Genomic DNA, 20,153 nt, shown 5'->3' with positions numbered 1-20,153 from the left:
CCAACGAGTCAATTTCGCACATCGCTATCGGCAAAAAGTCAAATGTTCAATAGCGCGGGTGCTTTTGACGGTTTGCGTGTCTGGGGTGCGAAACCCGGCGCGCAGTCAGAGCTGGCGCAGCGCATCGCTCGCTCGCGCGGATCCGAGAGCCCTTTGCATGGCTTGCCGGGACTGTGCGCGATCCGGCGTGATCCAGTTCGGTTCGGCGCCCAGGAAGCGGTCGAGGAAGGCCACGGCATAGGCCGGCATCTCGGTCACGTTCTCGCGATAGGACCACCATGTGCGCAGATCGTCGGCACATTTGTCGATGTTCGGTGCGCTGCCGAATTCCTGCTCGTGGATCGCCGAAATTACCGAGACGCAGTAGTTGGTGTAGAGGAAACCCTCCGGCCAGAAACGGACGATTTCCAGCGTGCCGGCATTCGTTTCCGTCTCGATCAGCTGAGTGAGGCCGGAGATTTCCCTGGCCGGCGCCTGTTTGATCAGCTCGCGCAGCACTAGGCCGGCGGCAAAGACGATGAAGTCGGCGCGGTCGATCGCGGCGAAGCGCTTCTGCGCCTCCATGATCTCGACCCAGTCGAGAAAGGCCCTGGTGAGCTTGGCCTCATCGATCTCGAAGCGCACGCCGAACGTGTCCGAGACCACCTTGGCGCTGCCGCGAAAGGTGGCGCGGAACCAGCGCAACTGCCGCAACCGATGGCGAAGGTCGGGCATCAAGGCCAGTTCGTCCCTGAAGGGCAGATCCATGTTCCTCGTATCCTGTTCACGGTCAGGCTAGCACAATGGCGCCGCCGCCGAAATCTGTCAGAGTCCCTGTGGATGACGACAGCTGAGACCAATATCATACATATTGACATTCTCGGAAACAAATGTTCTCACTTTGCCGTTGTCACGCGCCGGTCCAAGGTGCGGTTCAACTGAGGCTTCGGGAGGAGAACCGAATGGCGATTTGGCAGTGGGGACTGCTTCTGCTGGTTATCGTGTGGGCGCTGCAGTCGCTCGGCGTCTGGCTGCAAATGCGGCACTATTCGGATGTCTTCAGGGGCGTCACCGACCAGTACAAGGATGGCTTCGTCGGAGCCGGCAATTTTCGCGGTCGATTGGCCAAGGGCACCATCGCGCTCGTCGTGGTGACACCCGATCTGGTCGTGCGCCGCCTGATGGTGATGAGCGGCCGTTCCGTCTTCACCAAATTCAAAAGACATGAAGAGTTCGAGGGCGTTCCCCTCGATCGACTCCGGTCCAACCCTGCAATCATGGGGGAGGGGGAATCCGGTGTGGCCGAGGCCGTGAAGCGGGCGATCGAGCAGATCGACAAAACACGGTCGGAGCCGGGGAAGAAGCCGGGTCTGTCCGGCTTGAACATAGCAAGGGCCTAGAGGACGAGAGGACGCCGCGCACCGACTGGGATCAACCGGCGGGCGGCATAAGGAGGAGAAATGTCTGTATTTTCGTTGTTGGCGCAGCATGCCGACATGGCCGTGCATAATCTGCATGTGGCAGGTGCAATGGTCTCGGATGCTGCATTGCATGGCAAGCTCGCCGTCGAGCATGCCTCTGACCATCTCGTTGTCCTCGCGCAAGCGGACAGCGGACCGATCACCGTCGATCAGTTCAAGGAAAAGCTGAAGGACGTTCAGCAGGAAGAGCAGCTCGGCTGGCTGACCGCCATCGGCAAGTACTTCATCGGTATCTTCCAGAAGGGCGGCGAGGTTTTTGCCGGCTTCGTCACCGGCATCATTCCGACGCTGGTGGTGCTGATGACGGCCTTCTACGCCGTCACCGAACTGGTCGGAGAAGAGCGCGTGCATGGTCTGGCGCGCGGCGCCGGCCGTATCGCGCTGACGCGCTATACGCTCTTGCCGCTGCTGGCGGTGTTCTTCCTCACCAATCCGATGGCCTATACGTTCGGATCGTTCCTGGAAGAAAAGCATAAACCGGCCTTCTATGACGCGGCCGTGTCCTATGTGCACCCGCCGCTGGGCCTGTTCCCGCACATCAATCCCGGCGAGTATTTCGTCTGGGGCGGCATTCTCGTCGCGCTGCTGGAGCTGGAGAAGAAGGGCGTCGTCGTCGCCGGCTACCACGTCAAGGTGGCGATCTGGTACGCCATCGTCGGTCTCGTCGTCATCCTGCTCAAGGGCATGCTGACCGAACGCATCACCGCCATCATGGCACGCCGCCAGGGCGTCGAGCTGTAAGGGCGGGGAGGACATCATGGCCAAGACATACAAAGCCGTAAGGATATCCCAGGGCAAAACCGGCTGGGGTGGCCCGCTGGTCATCGAGCCGACCGAACAGCGCAGCAAGGTTGTTTCCGTCACCGGTGGCGGCATTCACCCGGTGGCGCAGCTCATCGCCGACATGACCGGTGCCGAAGCCGTCGACGGCTTCAGGGCGCCGCCGATCGAAAGCGAGATGGCGGTTGTCGTCGTCGATTGCGGCGGCACCGCACGATGCGGCGTCTATCCGCGCAAGCGCATCCCGACCGTCAATCTGACGCCGGTCGGTCAGTCCGGGCCGCTGGCCCAGTTCATCACCGAGGACATCTACGTTTCGGGCGTGAAGCCGGCCAACATCACAATGGCGGACGGATCCGAAACGGTCACGACTGCAGGGGGAGCAGCAGCGATGAGTTCAAGCAACAATGCGGCCGCGGCACCACAGCCGCTGCCAAGCGAGGGTGGGTTGATCGGCCTCATCAGCACGATCGGCCGCGTCATGGGGCGTATCGTCGGCATCTTCTTCAATGCCGGCCGCCGCACCATCGACCAGGTCATCCGCAACGTGCTGCCGTTCATGGCCTTCGTGACCATGCTCATCGGTCTGATCCTGTACACCGGCATCGGCGATGTGCTGGCACAGCCGATGGGTCCGCTGGCCAACAACATCGTCGGCCTGCTGATCATCTCGGCGATCTGCGGCCTGCCGTTCCTGTCGCCCATCCTCGGGCCAGGCGCTGTCATCGCGCAGGTCATCGGCGTCGCCATCATCGGCCCGCAGATCGCCAACGGCACGATTTCGCCGGCAATGGCACTGCCGGCGCTGTTTGCCTACAATACCCAGGTGGGCTGCGACTTCGTCCCGGTCGGCCTCGCGCTCGGGGAGGCCAAGCCAAAGACGATCGAAATCGGCGTTCCGGCGGTGCTCATCAGCCGCCAGATCATGGGACCGGTCTCGGTGCTGATCGCGTGGGTCGTCAGCCTGATCGTATTCTAAGGAAAGCATGAAATGAGGTTCGCCATATGACGGTTCTGCTGAGAACACGGGTCACTGCCATCGGACCCGAAGTGGCGGACCTTGCCGAAGGGGGCGTGGTCATCCTGTTTGCGGATGGCTCGCCACCGGAGCTTGCCGAGGTGTCGGTGCTCCACAAGGCGGAGGAGGGACCAAGTGACGGAGCGCCCGCCAAGGGCGCTTCGATCACCCTCGGCCCGGTTGTCGCCGTTATAACGGCGGTCGGCTCCAGCGCCTGGAGCAAGGTTCTTGAAATGGGCCATGTCGTCATCTCGTTCAACGGGGCCACCGAGGCCGAAAGGCCGGGCGAAATCTGTGCGTCGCAAGTCGACCCGCAAGCGCTCGTGGCCGCCCTTAAGGCGGGCGCGATCATCACCATCGCCGCCTGACAGCATTCGCGCCGCGGTCTATGTTGGAGCGGCGCCCAAAACCAGAGTATTTGCCATGGAACGCTCGACCATCGTCAGAGTGCATGAAGGTCTGCACGCCCGTCCCGCGACGCGGTTCGTCAAGCTCGCCAAGGGTTTCGAATCCGATGTCCAGCTGGTCAAGGACGGCAAGGCGGTCAGCGCCAAGAGCTCAGTCAAGCTGATGCTGCTGGCGGTCAAGGAGAACCAGGAAGTCACGGTGCGGGCGAATGGCGCTGATGCCATCGAGGCGATCGAGGCGCTGATCGGCTATCTCGAAAATCCGAGAGCAGGCCTGGATGACGAAGCTGACACGCAGAGTCCGGCGAATGATGCCGGGCAGGAAGTGGCACCCGCGCCAGTGCCCGAATCAGCGCCGGCAGCACTTGATCGAGCAAACGGCTTGCGCGGCGTGGCGGCAAGCGAAGGTTTTGCCATCGGCCCGGCCTTTGCGCATTTCCCGCCCGACATCGCCGGACAAGGCCGCATGTTGCAGGCCGAGGAGATCGGCGGAGAGATCGACAGGTTCCGCACCGCTATCCGCGCGGTCCAGGCACGCATGGACGATGCGCTGGCGCAGGACAGCCTGTCGGCTGGAGACCGCGGCATCGTCGCCGCACTCAGGGATATCGCCGCCGACGACAGCCTGACCTGTGAAGCCGAGAGCTTGATCAGGGGCGGCAACGACGCGATTTCGGCTGTCATCACCGCAGCCTCTACCATCGCCGCCGATTTCAGCGCCGTCGACGATCACTATCTCAACGCGCGGGCGGACGACGTTCATGCGGTCGGACGGCAGATCTGCCTCGCGCTGCTCGGGCAGGACGATGTCAGCCTCGAAAACATTCCCGAAGGCGCTATCCTGATTGCCGACGACATCGGCGCCTGGGATCTGGCGCGTGCGCCGCTGAAGCGGATCGGCGGGGTGGTGTGCGGCCATGGCGGCGCCACCTCGCACATCGCCATCATTGCCCGCTCGCATGGCATTCCGGCGGTGCTCGGCCTCGGCGCCAAGGTCAATGCCTTGCGTACCGCTCGCGAGGTGGCACTCGACGGCAATGGCGGCCATGTGATCATCGACCCCGACGCGGCGACCCGCGCCGATTTCGCCGGCCGCGTCGAAGCAGCGGCAAAGGAGCGCGCCGGGCTGACCGTCTTCAAGGCGGTGACGCCGAAGTTGGCCGACGGCAGGATCATCGAAGTCGCGGCCAATATAGGCTCGCTCGAGGAAATCGAGGCGGCGCAAGAGGCAGGCGCCATGGGCGTCGGCCTGTTCCGCACCGAGCTTCTGTTCATGCGTCACATGCATCTGCCCTCGGAAGACATGCAGGCGGAAACCTACGCGGCGCTGGCCAAGGCCTTCGCGCCGTATCCGGTCATCGTGCGCACGCTCGACATCGGCGGCGACAAGCCGATCGCCGGCATCGAATTTCCCGATGAGGAAAACCCCTTCCTCGGCTGGCGCGGCATTCGCATGTGCCTCGACCGGCCCGATATCTTCAAGCGTCAGCTCAGGGCGCTGCTGCGGGCCGCCGTGCACGGCAACATCAAGGTGATGCTGCCGATGGTTTCCGATATCGGCGAAGTCAGGCAGACTCGGGTTTTAGTCGAGGAATGCGCCGCCGAACTGAAAGCCGAGGGCGTGCCGCATGCGACGTTCGATCTCGGCGTGATGATCGAAACCCCGGCCGCCGTTCTGATCGCTCCGGCTTTGGCCAAGGAGGTGGCTTTCTTCTCGATTGGCACCAATGATCTCACCCAGTACATCATGGCCGCCGACCGGCTCAACCCGACGGTGGCCAAGCTCAACGATGTCGCCAATCCAGCCGTCATGTCGGCGATCGAAATGACGGCAAAAGCCGGCGTCGCCGCCGGCATCATGGTCGGCATGTGCGGTGAGGCGGCCGGCCGTCCCGACCTCATTGCGACCTTCGTGAAGATGGGGCTGACCGAACTCTCGATGAGCCCGGCCTCGATCCAGCGCGCCAAAAAGACGATCATGGCCATGGCCGCTGCAGACTAAATCTGAGTGCCCTCTACCGGCAAGCTATGGCAAATGGGCCAGCAAGGTGGCGAAAACGGGTGTCAATTCACTGATCGGGCTCGCCTTGGCGCAGGCCTGAACGATGCGGTCGTGACGGATGTCGGCGGCCAGGATCGCGATCTCCAGCATATCAGGTTCCGGCGAACCGTCCCTGCCGGTGGTGGCCAGGCCGCAGGCCAAAGCGAGCGGCGCCAGGCAGCTTATGTCGAGTGCCCGGCCACCCACCACCGCCGGCGCTTCCGGCGCGGTCTCGGCAAAGCGAACGGGATGCTGGTTGAGGCACTCGACCAGCAGCGCCGAACAGGTGGCCGCGATTGCCTGCAGTCCGGCGCCCGGCGCGGCCAATGCGGCCAAAAGGTCGCCATGCCGCTTGCGCATCGTGGCATGGACGGCCGCGAAATCGGCTTCGTGGATGCGGGCATTGTCGATGTTCAGGCCGGCAAGTACCGCCTTGGTCAGATAATACATATCGCGCCGGAACAGGCGCTCCGCGCTCAGCTGGCGATCCTCGTTACCGACCGGGAAATAGGTGCCGAGGCCCTTTACCGTCGTGCCGTCCACCTTTATCGGGCGCTCATGCGGGACGAAAGATTCAGCAATCGACAGCGCTTCGTCGACGGCACTCGCAGCATGGCTGAGCAGGCCTTCGATGCCCTTGCCCGGAAACGGCGGCAGATGGCTGGTTGCTTCGCGCAGGACACTGGCGTCGCCGCTGCCGTCGTGCCGGCTCTGGCGGATGATTTCACGGACTTCCCGCAACCGGTCCTTCAGATTGACGCGGACGTCTTCGGAGATTTGTCGGAGCATCGCGGATCGCCTCGAAATTGCTGCGGATGGCCGCCAACTGGGGGCGGCCACCCCCTCTACATTGTTCCTATCGATTGGTAGATCAATAGGCGATACTAGACCAGCATGCAGAATCGGCGACGGCGCGCTCGTCCGTCGCCGCAGGGGGAGAGACAGGCGTGGGCAGGCGACGACAGGGCGAAAGCGAAGACGGTCGAGGCGGAAGCGCAGCAACCGAGCAGGTCGCCAGCGAAAGCCGGACGGATCGCCTCAGGATCCGCGCCGCCTGGATGTATTTCGTCGAGCAGATGACGCAGAACGAGATCGCCGATGTGCTCGGCGTCGGCCGCGTCACCATCGTGCGCATGCTGGCGGACGCGCGCGCGCGCAACGAGGTCAAGATCAGCATCGAGAGCGAATTGTCGGAAATCGTGCGGCTTGAGCGCGCGCTGGAAAAGACGTTCGGGTTGCAGCAGGCGCTGGTGGCGCCGCTTTCCACGCCCAATGCCGACCCGATACCGGCGATCAGTGCCAAGACCGGCAGTTTCCTGTCGGACACGATGAAATCCGGCATGCGTGTGGGTGTCGGCTGGGGTCAGACGCTGTTCTCGAGCCTGCCCTTCATCAGCGCCAAGTCGCTCACCGACTTCAAGGTCATTTCGCTGCTTGGCGGTGTCGGCGTCGTGCGCCGATACAACCCGGCCGAATTCGCCTGGCGCTTCGCCCAAATCTTCCAGGGCGACGGCTATCTGATCCCGACGCCGGCCGTCGTCGACAGCGTCGAGACCAAGATCGCGCTGGTCGAGCGCTGCGGCCTGCAGGAGGTTTTTCAAATGGCCAACGTGCTCGATGCCGTTCTGCTGAGCGTCGGCGGCATCGCCTCGGCCACCACCTTCTCTCGCGGCGGCTTTCTCAAGGAAGCGGATCGGGAGGCCCTGCTTGCGCGTGGCGCCGTTGGCGACCTTCTGTTCCATTTCTTCGACCGCAATGGCGATCTGGTCGACCATCCCGTCAACAGCCACGTGATGTCGGTGGATGTCGACCGTCTGCGCAGGGCGCCGATCCGCATCCTCACCTCCGGCGGTGCGGAGAAGACCGAGGCGCTGCTCGGCGCCATGACCCTGATCGCGCCGACGATCCTGATCACCGACGAGGAAAGTGCAAGGCGCATGCTGGAAGCGGTCAGCGGAAGCTGAAGCTATCCGTGATATAGTCCGGCCAGGCCTGCTGTTCGTTGAAAACAGCGGCGAGATCTGATGTGTCCGTCAGTATCCCACTCAGAACCAGCGCCGTGGCGATGCCGACACCATTGCCGCCTGATATATCGTGTTCGACACTGTCGCCGACGCAGACCACGATGCCACGGTCCGGCTTGCCGACCAGAGCCAGTGCTGCGTCGAAAATCGCCTTGTAGGGCTTGCCGATGCGGGTGACGCTGCCGCCAAGGCTTTCGTAGAGATCGGCGATCTCGCCGGCGCCGAAGCGGGGGCCGACAGCCGTCAGCATGATCCTGTCGGGATTGGTGCAGAAGCACGGTACCCGTCGCGCCGCTGCCGGAGCAAGCAGCCGGCGGTAATGGTCGAGGTCGTAGCGATCGCCCTCGCTGGCTGAGATCAGCACCAGTTCGGCGTCTTCACCGACCGCCGTCAGCACGAGGGGTAGGCCTTCGATCGCGGTGCGGTCGCTGTCGCGGCTGATCAGCAGGCATTTTGTCCCCGGGCGCAGCTTCCCCGATGCCGTCATGTCACTAAAGGATCGCCACGCCACCTCGCCGGAAGAGACGAAATGGTCCCAGCTTCCCGGTTCGAAGCCGAGTTTCATGAGCCGGCCTTCATTGGGTTGTGCCCGCTTGCCGGAATTGGAAATCAGCACCACGGTCTTGCCGGCGCGCTTCAGCGCCGACAATGCCGCCACCGCGCCCGGATAGGGCTGCTGGCCGTCATGCAGAACACCGAACTGGTCCAGCAAGAAAACCTGGTAGCGCTCGGCCAGCGGGCCGATGCCGTCGAGACGCTCCACGTTCTTCGTGTTCATAGCAGCCCCGCCTCACTTGCACCCTGCAGCGCCAGCCGTGCCGTGCCGGCGGCGGCCTCATCGGAAAGCGCGGGCAGGAAGGTGACGCCGAGCTTGCGCTGCCGGATTGCCGTCCAGACCGCGTTTGCGGCGCCGCCACCGACGCTCCTGACCGATGTCAGTGCAGGCGCGCCAAGCTCGGCAAGCCTGTCATAGCCAAGCGCTTCGATCGCGGCGATGCCCTCGAACATCGCTTTCAGATAGTTTGCGTCATCCGCTGGCCGGGGCATGAGGCGTGGCGGTAGCGCCGGATCGGCGATCGGGAAGCGTTCGCCGATGGCGGGAAGCGGATAGTAGTCGAGGCCGGTCGTGGTGGTGGGGTCGATAGCCGCGCTGAGTTCAATGATTTGCGCGAGCGGAAAATGCTGCGCCAGCACCTTGCCGCCGGAATTCGAAGCGCCGCCCGCCAGCCAGGAGTCGCCGAGCCGATGGCTGTAGATGCCGAAGCGCGGCGCCGAGATCGGGCGCTCGGACAGGATCTTAATGGTCAGCGATGATCCCAGCGCCGTGACGCCGTCGCCGACGGCCGCGGCACCGGTCGCCAGGAACGAGGCGCAGCCGTCCGTCGTTCCGGCGACAACGGCCACATCCCGCAGCAAGCCGAACAGCTCCGCGGCGGCCGCGGTGAGATTGCCGGTGACATCGCCCGGCTCGACGACGCGCGGCAGCAACTCCATGCGCATCCCGGCAGCCGCGATCCAGTCCGGCCAGCGGCGGGCTTCGACGTCATAGCCGGTCTTCAGCGCATTGTTCTCGTCGCTGACATCGAAGCGACCTGAGAGATTTCCGGCGATCCAGTCGGCTTGGTGCAGCACCATTGCAATGCCGGGCACGCTCTGGAAGCGCAGGGCCTTGGCGAGACCGGATGTCGCTCCGTGCGTAGCACTTGCAGCCGGCGCCTCGCGGGCGATCGCCGCCAGGATGTCATCGTCGGCGACCTTGTCGTTGTACATCAGCGGCTCGGCGAGCGGCTGCCCGGCAATATCGACCGGCAGTAGTGTGCCCGACGTGCCATCGATGGCGATGGCGCGGACCGCTGCGCGGTCGATGCCGGAAAGCAGCTCCGTCAGCGCCGCCTTGACCGCTTGCCACCATGCCTTGGGGTCGCGGCCTTCGCGACCAAATCTGTCGAGCGGAACAGCCGAATGCCCGGCAATGGAAAAATCCGGGCGCATCGCGACGGCACGCGCACCTGAGGTGCCGATGTCGATGCCGATGACAAGTGGCATCATGTCGTCTGTCCTTGCTAGTTACCGGCCGCGTTGAGCTTCTGGCGATACTGCTCGGCGTCCCAATTGACCAGCTCGTCATTCTCGGCGGCGGTGAGATAGTTCAGCCGCGCGGCGATGTCGATGCGCGCCGTCACGTCGGCAAGGCAGCGTTGCATGGCGTCGGCGCCGGCACTGGCGTCGCCGCGCATCAGCACGCCGGTGGCGGGAAACAGGATCGCCGCCGGCGGCGTGCCCAGCCGCGCGATGACATCGGCCACGGTCTCGCCGAGCCCCGCCACGACGGAGCCCTGGCCGAGGAAGATGACGTGGTCCGGATAGAGGCTGCCGGCCTCCGCCATGCGACGGCTTTCCGGGTCGAGCGCAACCGCATGCGCTTCGACATCGGCCGGCAATCTGTAGAAGCTGTCGCCAGCAAGCACCGTCAAAGCGGCAAGGTCGGGCTCGGCAGTAGCGCGCGCCGGCCGGGCCAGCAGCGACCGGACGCGGTACAGCAGAAGCTCCGCCCCGGCGACGGTCTCGGCGGCGACGACCAGCCCGTGATTGCCAAGGATCAGCACGTCGACATCAGGCCGGAGCTTTTCAGCAATGCCGTGGGCAAGCGGCAGGCCTGGCCGGAAATAGGGCACATAGGCCCATTCGATGCCATCGAGCCGCCTGGCGACCTCGGCCTCGCCATTGGACTGCACGGCAAGCGAGATCGTGTCGACGCAATGGACGTGCAGAACGACGCGCTGCGGCATCAGGGCGTGCACCGTGGTCTCGATCGACGGACGCAGGCCGCGCGGGTTGAGCGCCGCAATGGTAAAACCCTGCGGCTGGTCGGCGGCGCGGTCGCGCTGTTCGACCGCCCTGAGCAGCGGCGCCATTGCCACCGGCACCATGATGTCGTCGGTGAGCGCATCCTTCAACCAGGTGCCGGAGGCCTTGATCCACAAAGTGTCGCCGGCTTTCAGCGAAGTGTTGCCGCCCGCCGCCTGGGTCAGATGCGGGCTCTGCCCGATGCTGGCCGAAAGCGCCCGCAAGGCCGCCAGCTCCTGTGCGTCAGCTTGGGTTGCCATGGCGCTTTTCCTCCAACGGCTCGGCCGTGTCCCGCGCGAAATCCCGTTACCAGGATCGAATTGGCGCTGATATCGCAGATACGAGTGATCTACGTCAACAGTGATCTACTATCATCAAAACCCGCTTGCAATCTGGCTAATGTTGAGTAAGTTGCACCAACTGCCGTGAAAAATGGCACTCGGGAGGAAAGAGTTGAGCGACTCCGGCCGCCAACGTCAGATCGTCGAACTGCTGCGGGATCGCCCGTTCGCCTCGGTGCGCGAACTGCAGGAGCGGCTCGGCGTTTCGGCCGCGACGGTCAGGCGTGACATCGACAGGATCGACGAGGCCGGCGAAGCGCGGAAGGTCTATGGCGGCATCTCGGCGCTCGATGGGGCTTCCCAGGCCGGTGTCGCCTATGCCAGGCCCTATGACGAGAACCGCGACCTTGCGGTCGAGGCCAAGCGGCAGATCGCCGCTCTTGCGGCGACCATGGTGCGTGACGGTGATGCGGTCATCGTGCATGGTGGTTCGACCTGCTTCCATCTCGGGGTCAAGCTCGCCGAGCGCAACATCCGGCTCTACACAAACTCGATGCCGCTCGCGGCCTACCTCAGCGACCACGGCCATTGCAGCCTGACGGTTGCCGGCGGCGACCTGCATCGCGAACCCGGCATCATCCATTCGCTCGCACAGGCCGCGCCCTTCTATGCCTCGAAATTCTTTCTCGGCGCGCAAGGCCTTGGCCAGGAAGGCGTGATGGAATCGCATCCGTTGCTGGTGCGCTCCATCATCGATCTCAGCCTCTGCGCCGACCAGATCGTGGTGCTGGCCGACAGCCGCAAACTGTCGATCCATGCGCGCAATGTCGCGCTGCCGCTTTCCCGCATCGGCACGCTGGTGACCGACGACGGCCTCTCCGATACCGATGCACGCATGCTGGAAGACGCTGGCGTCATGGTGCGGATAGCCTCAACCTCGGGAGCCATCCAGTGAAGATGGCGGTCCTCGATTTCGGCAAGACCAATTCGAAGCTGTTCATCTTCAGTCAGGACGGGCGCATTCTCGACGAGCGTCGGACGCAACCGAAATGGGTGCGCCAGGGCGGCTTCAGCGTGCTCGACGAAACAGCGCTCCACGACTGGGCGCTCAGTGCCGTAAGCGATGCGGTCGACGGCCATGGCGTCGAGGGGCTGATGGTGTCGGGCCATGGCTGCACCTTCGCCTTGATCGACGAGGCGGCGCTGACGCATCCGATCCTCGACTACGAGCAAGAGCCGCCGGCCGAGATTGCCGCGCGGATCGATCGCCGCATTCCGGATTTTGCCGAGACGTTCTCGCCGCGACTGCCGCTCGGCTTCAATTATGGCCGCCACATGCTGTGGCTGCAGGAGGTCGATACCGACGCGTTCGCCGTGTCGAAATCGATCCTCGGCTATCCGCAATACTGGAGCTGGCGCCTTGGCGGGCGGGCGGTCTCGGAAGTGTCCTATCTTGGCTGTCATTCGCATCTGTGGGCGCCGCGCCAGCGCGACTTTTCCTCGTTGGTCGACGCGCAGGGCTGGCGTGACCGGATGCCTGCCTTCGAGCGCGCCGGCGCCTTGACCGGCGAGCGGCGCCTCGGCGATACGGCGAGGCCGATCGCCATTCACAACGGCGTCCACGACTCGAATGCGGCGCTGCATGCCTATCGCCGGCAGGAGCTAGGCCCAGTCACCGTCGTTTCGACCGGCACCTGGGTCATCGTGCTTAATCCGGACTGCCCGCTCGACGTGCTCGACCGGGACCGCGATATGCTGGTCAATGTCGATGTCGACGGCGGTCCGGTGCCGACCATCCGCTTCATGGGCGGGCGCGAATTCGCGACCATCAGCGGCGGCTGGCAAGGCGAGATCGCCGGCCCGACGGTGCAGCGGGTGATCGACGCCGGCATCATGGCGCTGCCGAGCTTCGCGCCGGGCGGACCGATGTCCGGCCATTCCGGCCGGCTCGTCGGGCGTACGCCCGATGCCGAGGAGCGGGCGGCGGTGGCCCTGCTCTATGTCGCGCTGATGGTCGATCTCTGCCTCGACCTCATCCATTCGAACAACAGCGTGATCGTCGATGGCGGGCTGAACACGGGTGGTCTGCTCGCCGGCCTGCTGGCGCAGTTGCGTCCTGGCCAGACGTTCCTGCAGGGTGCCACGCTGGAGGGCAGCGCCACGGGCGCCGCGGCGCTCGCCTTCGAGAGCGTCGGGCGCGAATTTGCAGCCGAAGTGCCGGAGCCGGTGCGCGCTTCGCGTTTCACCGGATTAGCCCTCTATCGTGATGACTGGCGTGCGCTGGCCATGGACCGTGGCATCGCTGGTGCCGCGGTGGGAGGCGCGCGATGAGTGCGGCTGCCAAGGTTGAGACGGGGCGCCAGCCGGTTCTTGAAATGCGTCACATCTCCAAGACGTTCGGCGCCATCCGCGCCCTGCAGGATGTCTCGCTCAGCGTCCATGCTGGCGAGTTGCACGCATTGATGGGCGAAAACGGCGCCGGCAAGTCGACATTGATGAAGGTGCTTTCAGGCGCCTATCGGCCGGATGCCGGCGGCGAGATCCTGATCGACGGCATGCCCGCCGCGACCGGCGATCCGATCAAGGCGCGCGCCAGCGGCGTCGCGGTGATCTATCAGGAGCTGTCGCTGGCGCCCAATCTGACGGTGGCGCAGAACATCTTCCTTGGCAACGAGCCGCGACGCTTCGGCATCGTCGACCGCGACCAGTGCACCCGGCGCGCCAGGGAGATCATTGCCCGTCTCGGCGTCTCCTTCTCGGCCCGCGACATGGTCTCCAGCCTGTCGCTCGGTGAGCGTCAATTGGTCGAGATCGCCCGTGCGCTGTCGACCAATGCGCGCATCATCGTGATGGACGAGCCGACGACGTCGCTGACCTCGCGCGAGACCGACCGGCTGTTCGAGGTTATTGCGACGCTGAAATCGCAAGGCATCGCCATCATCTACATCAGCCACCGCATGGAAGAGGTCTACCAGCTTGCCGACCGCGTCAGCGTGCTGCGCGACAGCGGCTATGTCGGCACGCTCGAGCGCGCTGAGCTCAGCGCCTCGCGCCTGGTGTCGATGATGGTCGGCCGCGATCTGTCCGCCTTCTACAAGAAGGACCATCGGCCGCCGGACGCAAAGCGCGCGGTGGCACTCTCGGTGCGCGGCATGTCCGACGGCCGTCTGCTGAAGAACTGCTCGTTCGACCTGCACAAGGGGGAGGTGCTGGCGCTGGCGGGCCTGGTCGGCTCCGGCCGCACCGAACTTGCGCGGCTGATCTTCGGCGCCGATAGGCGCACGTCCGGCACGCTGGAACTCGACGGCAAGCCCGTAACCATCGGCTCGCCACGCGAGGCGCTGGATGCCGGCATCGCCTATCTGACCGAGGACCGCAAGGAACTCGGCCTGTTCCTCGACATGTCGATTTCTGACAACATCAGCATGGGCGTGCTGGCAAGGGATTCCCTCGCCGGCGGCTTGCGTGATTTCGCCGCCGCCGAAAGGCGCGCTTCCAAGGCTGTTGCCGATCTGTCCATCCGCACCAGTTCGGTGCAGGCCAATGCCGGCTCGCTGTCGGGCGGCAACCAGCAAAAGGTGCTGCTCGCCCGCCTGCTCGAAACCGAGCCGAGGGTCGTGATCCTCGACGAGCCGACGCGCGGCGTCGATGTCGGAGCGAAGTCGGAAATCTACCGGCTGATCGACAATCTCGCCAAGCAAGGCATCGCCATCCTGATGATCTCCAGCGAATTGCCGGAGGTGATCGGCGTCGCCGACCGCGTGCTGGTGATGCGCGACGGCACGATATCGGGCGAGGTGACGGCATCCGAAGGCGTGCCGCTCAGCCAGGAGAAAATCATGGAACTTGCAACGGGAGCGGCTCAGCAATGACCGACAAGGCGACCGAGATCAGCGCAGGCGGCCAGGCCACCGGCACGAGCCGGCGGTTGCGCACCGCAATCGCTGCCCTTGGCATGCTGCCGGTCCTGATCCTGCTGGCGGCCGGCTTCCAGTTCATGAACCCGCGCTTCCTGACCGAGACAAATTTGCTGATCGTCACCCAGCAGTCGTCGATCAACATCGTGCTGGCGGCCGGCATGACCTTCGTCATCCTGACCGGCGGCATCGACCTGTCCGTCGGCGCCATCCTTGCGGCATCGGCGATGGTGGCGGTGATGGTGTCGCTGGTGCCGGACTGGGGCCTGCTCGGCGTGCCGGCGGCCATTCTGGTCGGCCTCGGCTTTGGCCTGATCAACGGGCTGCTCATCGCCTACATCAAGCTGCCGCCCTTCATCGTCACGCTGGGTTCGCTGACCGCGGTGCGCGGCGTCGCCCGCCTGCTCGGCCAGGACACGACGGTGTTCAATTCGGACCTGCCGTTCGATTTCATCGGCAACGGTTCGCTGTTCGGCATTCCCTGGCTGGTCATCATTGCGCTGTCGGTCGTGGTGCTGTCCTGGCTGGTACTCAAGCGGACCGTGCTCGGCACCTGGATCTATGCCGTCGGCGGCAATGCCGAGGCAGCCCGGCTGACCGGCATCAAGGTGCCGCTGGTGCTGCTCTTCGTCTATGGCGTATCCGGCATGCTGGCAGGCCTTGGCGGCGCGATGTCGGCGGCCCGGCTCTACGCCGCCAATGGCCTGCAGCTCGGACAATCCTACGAGCTCGACGCCATTGCCGCGGTCATTCTCGGCGGCACCAGCTTCGTCGGCGGTGTCGGTTCGATCTGGGGCACGCTGATCGGCGGGCTGATCATCGCGGTGCTCTCCAACGGACTCATCTTGGCCGGTGTGTCGGACATCTGGCAGTACATCATCAAGGGATTGGTCATCATCGTGGCGGTCGCCCTCGACCGTTACAGGCTCCAGGCAGGAGCAAGAACGTGATTGACCTTAGTCGCCGGCGTAAACGACCGGTTTGTGTAACGCACCGTGAGAGGCGCGGGGCAATCGGAGGAAAGCAATGAAGACCATCGCCAAACTGCTCTGCGGCGTCGCACTCGCGTCGCTCGCCATCGCGCCTGCTTCGGCCAAGGACCTCAACAAGGTCGGCATCTCGGTCGGCCTGCTCGGGAACCCCTTCTTCGTCGCCACCATCAAGGGCATCGAGGACGCGGCCAGGAAGATCAACCCGAAGGTCGAGGTGACGTCGGTGTCGGCCGACTATGACCTTAACAAGCAGGTCTCGCAGGTCGATTCGTTCATCGCCGCCGGCGTCGATGTGATCATGCTCAATGCAGTCGACGCCAAGGCGATCGCACCGGCGGTGAAGAAGGCGCAAGCCGCGGGCATCGTCGTTGCCGCCTTCGACGTTTCGGCGCCGGGCGCCGACGTCACTGTCATGACCAACAACGTCAAGGCCGGCGAAGAGGCCTGCCAGTACCTGGTCGACCATACCGGGGGCAAGGGCGACTACGTCATCCTCAACGGGCCTGCATCGTCGTCGATCCTGGAGCGGGTGAAGGGCTGCAAGAACGTGTTGGCACAGCATCCCGACATCAAGATCCTCTCCGACGACCAGAATGCCGAAGGCTCGCGCGACGGCGGCCTGAAGGTATTCCAGTCGCTGCTCACGCGTTTCGACAAGATCGATGCGGTGTTCGCCATCAACGATCCGACGGCGATCGGCGCCCAGCTCGCGGCCAAGCAGCTCAACCGCTCGGAGTTCATCTTCACCGCCGTCGACGGCGCGCCCGATATCGAGAAGGAACTCTCCTCCGGCACCTCGATGATCAAGGCTTCGGCCTCGCAGGATCCTTACGTGATGGCTGGCCAGTCGCTGACGATGGCAGCCGAATTGCTTGCCGGCAAAAAGCCGGCGGAGCCGACCGTGCTGCTCGACCCGAAGCTGATCACGGCCGAGAACCTGAAGGACTACAAGGGCTGGACCGCGGCCCGCTAAACGTCCCTCAGCAGCGTGCGGCCGGGATCACCGGCCGCACGTCTTGTCCAGGCATCGGCTCCGCTTCTGGGTCCGATGCGCAGAAGCCGGAGACGATGATGTCGCGTATTGGAATCCATTCTTTCGTCTGGTCGGCGAGCTCGGCACAGGCCGATCTCGATCGGACGTTGGCCAACACCAAAGAGGCCGGCTTCGACCTCATCGAATTCTCCTATCTCGACCCGGCCGATGTCGACATTGGCGGACTTGCCAGGCGCATCGCCGATCTCGGCCTTGGCGTCGCGATCAGCATCGGATTGCCTGGTGATGGCGACATTTCGAGCGCCGACAAGGCGATTGCCGCGCGCGGCGTCGAAATCCTCAATGACACCATCGCGCTGACGCGCGATCTTGGCGGCCGGAAGGTCGCCGGCATTCTCTCGACCAGCCACGGATTGCAGGTCGAGGCGCCCACGCGCGATCAATGGCAGCGCAGCGCCGGCACGCTGGCGAAGGTCGCCGAGACGGCCAAGGCGGCCGGCGTCACGCTCAACCTCGAGATCGTCAACCGCTTCGAAAGCAACCTGCTCAACACCGCCGCGCAAGGGCTGGCCTTCATCGAGGATACAGGCTCGGACAACATCTTCCTGCATCTCGACACCTTCCACATGAACATCGAGGAAGCCGATGTCGGGCTGGCCATCCGCCATGCCGCAAGCAAGATCGGCTATGTCCATATCGGCGAAAGCCATCGCGGGTTCCTCGGCACCGGCAACATCGACTTCGCGGCGATCTTCGATGCGCTGACGGCGATCGGCTACAGCGATGACCTCAGCTTCGAATCCTTCTCGTCGGAAATCGTCGACGAGAACCTGTCGAAAAAAACCGCCATCTGGCGCAATCTGTGGACAGACAATGTGGCGCTCGCCAAACACGCTCGCGCCTTCATCGGGCTTGGACTGGAGACGGCGCGGCGCAAGGCCGAGCTGGTCTCGGCACGGCACAAACCCTGAACCTGCCCGTTGACCCGATACGCGAGTGCGTCATGCACCGCATGGCGCCGGCATTGCTCGCGGCAGGGGCATCGGCTATCTGACCGTCCAGGCAAATGACGCCGGCACAACGGACCAGACGGAGCCTAGGACATGACACGCAACACGATCCTCAAATTTGGCGCCGTCGAAAACGCGGAAGCCGGTGATCTGACCGGCTGGGTCGTGATCGAAGGCAAACCGACCATGAAAACCGCCGTCCAGCACACGACCGAGGACGGCAAGGTGTTGTCGGGCACATGGCAGGCGACGCCCGGCACCTATCACGCGACATACACCGACTATGAGTTCGTGCACATGATCGCCGGCCGCATCATCATCACGCCCGACGGCGGCACGCCTGTCGAAGTCGGCCCCGGCGACGCCTTCGTGGTGGAAGCCGATTTCAAGGGAACGTGGAAGATCGTCGAGCCGGTGACGAAGCATTTTGTCGTTCGGGTTGGCTGAACGGGCTGTTTCCATTTTGCGTGAAAATCACCCGCCATGGTTCGCCATGGCGGGTTTTTCATGTTGGCGGCGACGCCTTAGAAATTTGACTTTGCATGGTGATCCCGACAGGAATCGAACCTGTGACGTACAGACTAGGAATCTGTCAGACGACCTTTCCTGATATTTCCCAATGCCTGTCATTGTACGATTGCGAGGTCTCTAATGATTTGAAATTATGCTGGTTTTCGTACTGCGCGGCTATTGTAGCGTAGACAACCATCAGATCGAACACCACGCAATCGCCGTACTAATTTCATGACAGACCTACGACTGCCCCTCATCGACCGCGCCGTCGCAAACCTTGAGCCGGCGTCTTCGGGTCGATATTTTGCTTGAGACACCGATCTGCCGGGTTTGATGGTGCTTGTGTGCAAACGGCTCCCACTACCATTGCTCCTAACCAAATGCCGACCACCCCCAGCGCCCATCATCTAGCGGAGACGCATTTGCGGTGAATCAAAGCTGGCCTCGTCCCTTGTGACTACAGATGTCACGAACGATGGCCATCCGCGGCCGCACCGAGGCGAAATCCGATGAAGCTTATGGCATCTCTCTGTCTGGCGACCTATCCAGACGCAAACTCCCCNATGTCACGAACGATGGCCATCCGCGGCCGCACCGAGGCGAAATCCGATGAAGCTTATGGCATCTCTCTGTCTGGCGACCTATCCAGACGCAAACTCCCCGAAGATTGCAGAGAATGCGGTTGCGCTCGTCAAGCAGATCGACGCGGCGCTCCATGCCGTTGCCATCAATGTCGACATTCCCGACGTCTCGAACGCGCTGTCGAGCTACTTGCTCGATCTTCCCCACAAGATACGAGAGGTCGAGGCGACCAGCCGCAAATGCGGCAGYGTCCTGCTGGAGGCGATTGCGAAAGCAGCAGCGCATGGCGGTGTGACCCTCACCACGCAGTTGCTGACCGCACCACCGGCCTTGATGGGCGACGTTGCCGCAAAGSAGTCCCGCTATTTCGATGTCTGTCTGGCCGGCTGGGCGCCGGGCAACCAGACGGCGCGGATGATAGCCGAGGCGATCCTGTTCGGTTCGGGTCGACCGRCCCTGCTTCTTCCCGACYCCACGGACGTTGGSGTCCTTGACCATGTCGTCATCGCCTGGGATGGCAGCCGAGTGGCAGCAAGGGCTGTTGCCGACGCGCGGGCGTTTCTCGAACATGCCTCCATGATCACCGTTGTGACCGTGACCGACGAAAAGCCGCTTCCGGGACAGGACATCGACGAACGCCTTGCGCAGGGCTTGAGGACGCGTGGTCTGGTGGCCGAGGCCGCCTCGATCCAGGCAGGGGATCGGTCGATCGGAACCGCTCTCCAGGAACACGCTCTCAAGATCGGCGGCAAAMTGCTTGTCATGGGCGGATATGGTCACTCCCGCGTCAGGGACTTCGTGCTTGGCGGCGCCACCGAAGGCATTCTCGCGGACCTGCGCCTGCCTGTCCTCCTGTCGCATTAGGTCGTCCCGAGATGAGACGCGACACGGATCCTATCCTGCGTTTCCATGGCGCGGCCCATGGCGTCACCGGCTCATGTTATGAGATCGAGACGCCGCATTCGCGCATCCTTATCGACTGCGGCCTGYTCCAGGGGTCGAAGTCCGAGCGGGAATTGAACTACGGTCCATTCCCGTTTCCACCTGACGCGATTGACGCTGTCATCCTGACGCATGCGCACATCGACCACAGCGGCCTTTTGCCGAAACTGGTTAAACAGGGCTTTTCTGGTCCCATCCATACGACCCGCGCCACCATCGATCTTTGCTCGGTCATGCTGCCGGATTCGGCGCATATCCAGGAAATGGAGGTCGAGCACCTGAATCGCCGCAATGCGCAGCGCGGTCGGCCGCCGGTCGAACCGATCTACCGCCTGCAGGATGCCG

Annotated in this window: 20 protein-coding genes; 15 read left to right on the top strand and 5 right to left on the bottom strand. The window is 63.8% G+C overall.

From position 1 onward, the window contains the following. Window positions 1–105: 105 nt before the first annotated feature. Window positions 106–747 (bottom strand): hypothetical protein, encoded by a 642-nt coding sequence (locus ASD99_RS22895; RefSeq protein WP_056587237.1) that lies wholly within the window; start codon window positions 745–747, stop codon window positions 106–108. Window positions 748–941: 194 nt separating this feature from the next. Here ASD99_RS22895 and ASD99_RS22890 point away from each other — a divergent pair, with 194 nt between their 5' ends. Genes ASD99_RS22890 through ptsP form a run of 5 tightly spaced genes read left to right on the top strand, consistent with a single transcriptional unit; the run spans window position 942 to window position 5,667 of the window. Continuing rightward, window positions 942–1,379 carry a transcriptional regulator GutM gene (locus ASD99_RS22890; protein ID WP_023757337.1) on the top strand — a complete coding sequence of 146 codons (438 nt, stop codon included), beginning with the start codon at window positions 942–944 and terminating at the stop codon, window positions 1,377–1,379. 60 nt (window positions 1,380–1,439) lie between these two features. Further along, window positions 1,440–2,201 (top strand): PTS glucitol/sorbitol transporter subunit IIC, encoded by a 762-nt coding sequence (locus ASD99_RS22885; RefSeq protein ID WP_013529328.1) that lies wholly within the window; start codon window positions 1,440–1,442, stop codon window positions 2,199–2,201. A gap of 16 nt (window positions 2,202–2,217) precedes the next feature. Then, window positions 2,218–3,219: a PTS glucitol/sorbitol transporter subunit IIB gene (locus tag ASD99_RS22880; RefSeq protein WP_056587231.1), complete on the top strand. Its 1,002-nt coding sequence runs from the start codon at window positions 2,218–2,220 to the stop codon at window positions 3,217–3,219. 26 nt (window positions 3,220–3,245) lie between these two features. Next, a complete protein-coding gene (locus ASD99_RS22875; RefSeq protein WP_056587228.1) occupies window positions 3,246–3,626 on the top strand; it encodes a PTS glucitol/sorbitol transporter subunit IIA in 381 nt (126 codons plus the stop codon). Between the two features lie 55 nt (window positions 3,627–3,681). Next, entirely contained in the window at window positions 3,682–5,667 is a 1,986-nt protein-coding gene (ptsP, locus tag ASD99_RS22870) for a phosphoenolpyruvate--protein phosphotransferase (RefSeq protein WP_057145004.1), read from the top strand. Between the two features lie 24 nt (window positions 5,668–5,691). Here the strand turns inward: ptsP and ASD99_RS22865 are convergent, their stop codons facing one another. Then, window positions 5,692–6,495 (bottom strand): hypothetical protein, encoded by an 804-nt coding sequence (locus ASD99_RS22865; RefSeq protein ID WP_056587219.1) that lies wholly within the window; start codon window positions 6,493–6,495, stop codon window positions 5,692–5,694. Window positions 6,496–6,653: 158 nt separating this feature from the next. Here ASD99_RS22865 and ASD99_RS22860 point away from each other — a divergent pair, with 158 nt between their 5' ends. After that, window positions 6,654–7,670, top strand: a complete 1,017-nt coding sequence (locus ASD99_RS22860) for a sugar-binding transcriptional regulator (protein WP_057145003.1) — start codon at window positions 6,654–6,656, stop codon at window positions 7,668–7,670. Here the strand turns inward: ASD99_RS22860 and ASD99_RS22855 are convergent. From ASD99_RS22855 to ASD99_RS22845, 3 genes are read right to left on the bottom strand one after another with little or no spacing between them, the layout of a single operon-like run. After that, the gene (locus ASD99_RS22855; RefSeq protein ID WP_057145002.1) at window positions 7,657–8,508 is read right to left on the bottom strand and encodes a TIGR01459 family HAD-type hydrolase; all 852 of its coding nucleotides are present in this window, start codon (window positions 8,506–8,508) and stop codon (window positions 7,657–7,659) included. The genes ASD99_RS22860 and ASD99_RS22855 overlap by 14 nt on opposite strands. Continuing rightward, window positions 8,505–9,779 carry an FGGY-family carbohydrate kinase gene (locus ASD99_RS22850; RefSeq protein ID WP_057145001.1) on the bottom strand — a complete coding sequence of 425 codons (1,275 nt, stop codon included), beginning with the start codon at window positions 9,777–9,779 and terminating at the stop codon, window positions 8,505–8,507. The genes ASD99_RS22855 and ASD99_RS22850 overlap by 4 nt, the downstream gene beginning before the upstream one ends. Window positions 9,780–9,793: 14 nt before the next feature. Further along, entirely contained in the window at window positions 9,794–10,837 is a 1,044-nt protein-coding gene (locus ASD99_RS22845) for a class II aldolase/adducin family protein (RefSeq protein WP_057145000.1), read from the bottom strand. 193 nt (window positions 10,838–11,030) lie between these two features. On the opposite strand from ASD99_RS22845, the gene ASD99_RS22840 reads away from it, so the two are divergent. From ASD99_RS22840 to ASD99_RS22800, 9 genes are all read left to right on the top strand, one after another. Then, window positions 11,031–11,813: a DeoR/GlpR family DNA-binding transcription regulator gene (locus ASD99_RS22840; protein WP_057144999.1), complete on the top strand. Its 783-nt coding sequence runs from the start codon at window positions 11,031–11,033 to the stop codon at window positions 11,811–11,813. Further along, entirely contained in the window at window positions 11,810–13,189 is a 1,380-nt protein-coding gene (locus ASD99_RS22835; RefSeq protein WP_057144998.1) for an FGGY-family carbohydrate kinase, read from the top strand. The genes ASD99_RS22840 and ASD99_RS22835 overlap by 4 nt, the downstream gene beginning before the upstream one ends. After that, window positions 13,186–14,730 carry a sugar ABC transporter ATP-binding protein gene (locus tag ASD99_RS22830; RefSeq protein WP_057144997.1) on the top strand — a complete coding sequence of 515 codons (1,545 nt, stop codon included), beginning with the start codon at window positions 13,186–13,188 and terminating at the stop codon, window positions 14,728–14,730. The genes ASD99_RS22835 and ASD99_RS22830 overlap by 4 nt, the downstream gene beginning before the upstream one ends. Next, the gene (locus ASD99_RS22825; protein ID WP_057144996.1) at window positions 14,727–15,725 is read left to right on the top strand and encodes an ABC transporter permease subunit; all 999 of its coding nucleotides are present in this window, start codon (window positions 14,727–14,729) and stop codon (window positions 15,723–15,725) included. Before ASD99_RS22830 ends, ASD99_RS22825 begins: the two co-directional genes overlap by 4 nt. Before the next feature lie 76 nt (window positions 15,726–15,801). Continuing rightward, window positions 15,802–16,740, top strand: coding sequence for an ABC transporter substrate-binding protein (locus ASD99_RS22820; RefSeq protein WP_056587194.1), 939 nt, complete (start codon window positions 15,802–15,804; stop codon window positions 16,738–16,740). 98 nt (window positions 16,741–16,838) lie between these two features. Continuing rightward, window positions 16,839–17,732 (top strand): sugar phosphate isomerase/epimerase family protein, encoded by an 894-nt coding sequence (locus tag ASD99_RS22815; RefSeq protein WP_057145009.1) that lies wholly within the window; start codon window positions 16,839–16,841, stop codon window positions 17,730–17,732. Between the two features lie 132 nt (window positions 17,733–17,864). Beyond that, window positions 17,865–18,218 carry a cupin domain-containing protein gene (locus tag ASD99_RS22810; protein ID WP_056587188.1) on the top strand — a complete coding sequence of 118 codons (354 nt, stop codon included), beginning with the start codon at window positions 17,865–17,867 and terminating at the stop codon, window positions 18,216–18,218. A 675-nt stretch (window positions 18,219–18,893) separates the two neighbouring features. Then, window positions 18,894–19,730, top strand: a complete 837-nt coding sequence (locus tag ASD99_RS22805) for a universal stress protein (RefSeq protein ID WP_057144995.1) — start codon at window positions 18,894–18,896, stop codon at window positions 19,728–19,730. Between the two features lie 11 nt (window positions 19,731–19,741). Beyond that, on the top strand, window positions 19,742–20,153 hold a 412-nt coding region (locus ASD99_RS22800; RefSeq protein ID WP_156389053.1), incomplete at its 3' end, for an MBL fold metallo-hydrolase.

The organism is Mesorhizobium sp. Root695 (assembly GCF_001428185.1).
Classification (GTDB): domain Bacteria; phylum Pseudomonadota; class Alphaproteobacteria; order Rhizobiales; family Rhizobiaceae; genus Mesorhizobium.
Note: the sequence above shows the minus strand (reverse complement) of the source record. Positions and strands in the feature narration are given on the sequence as shown.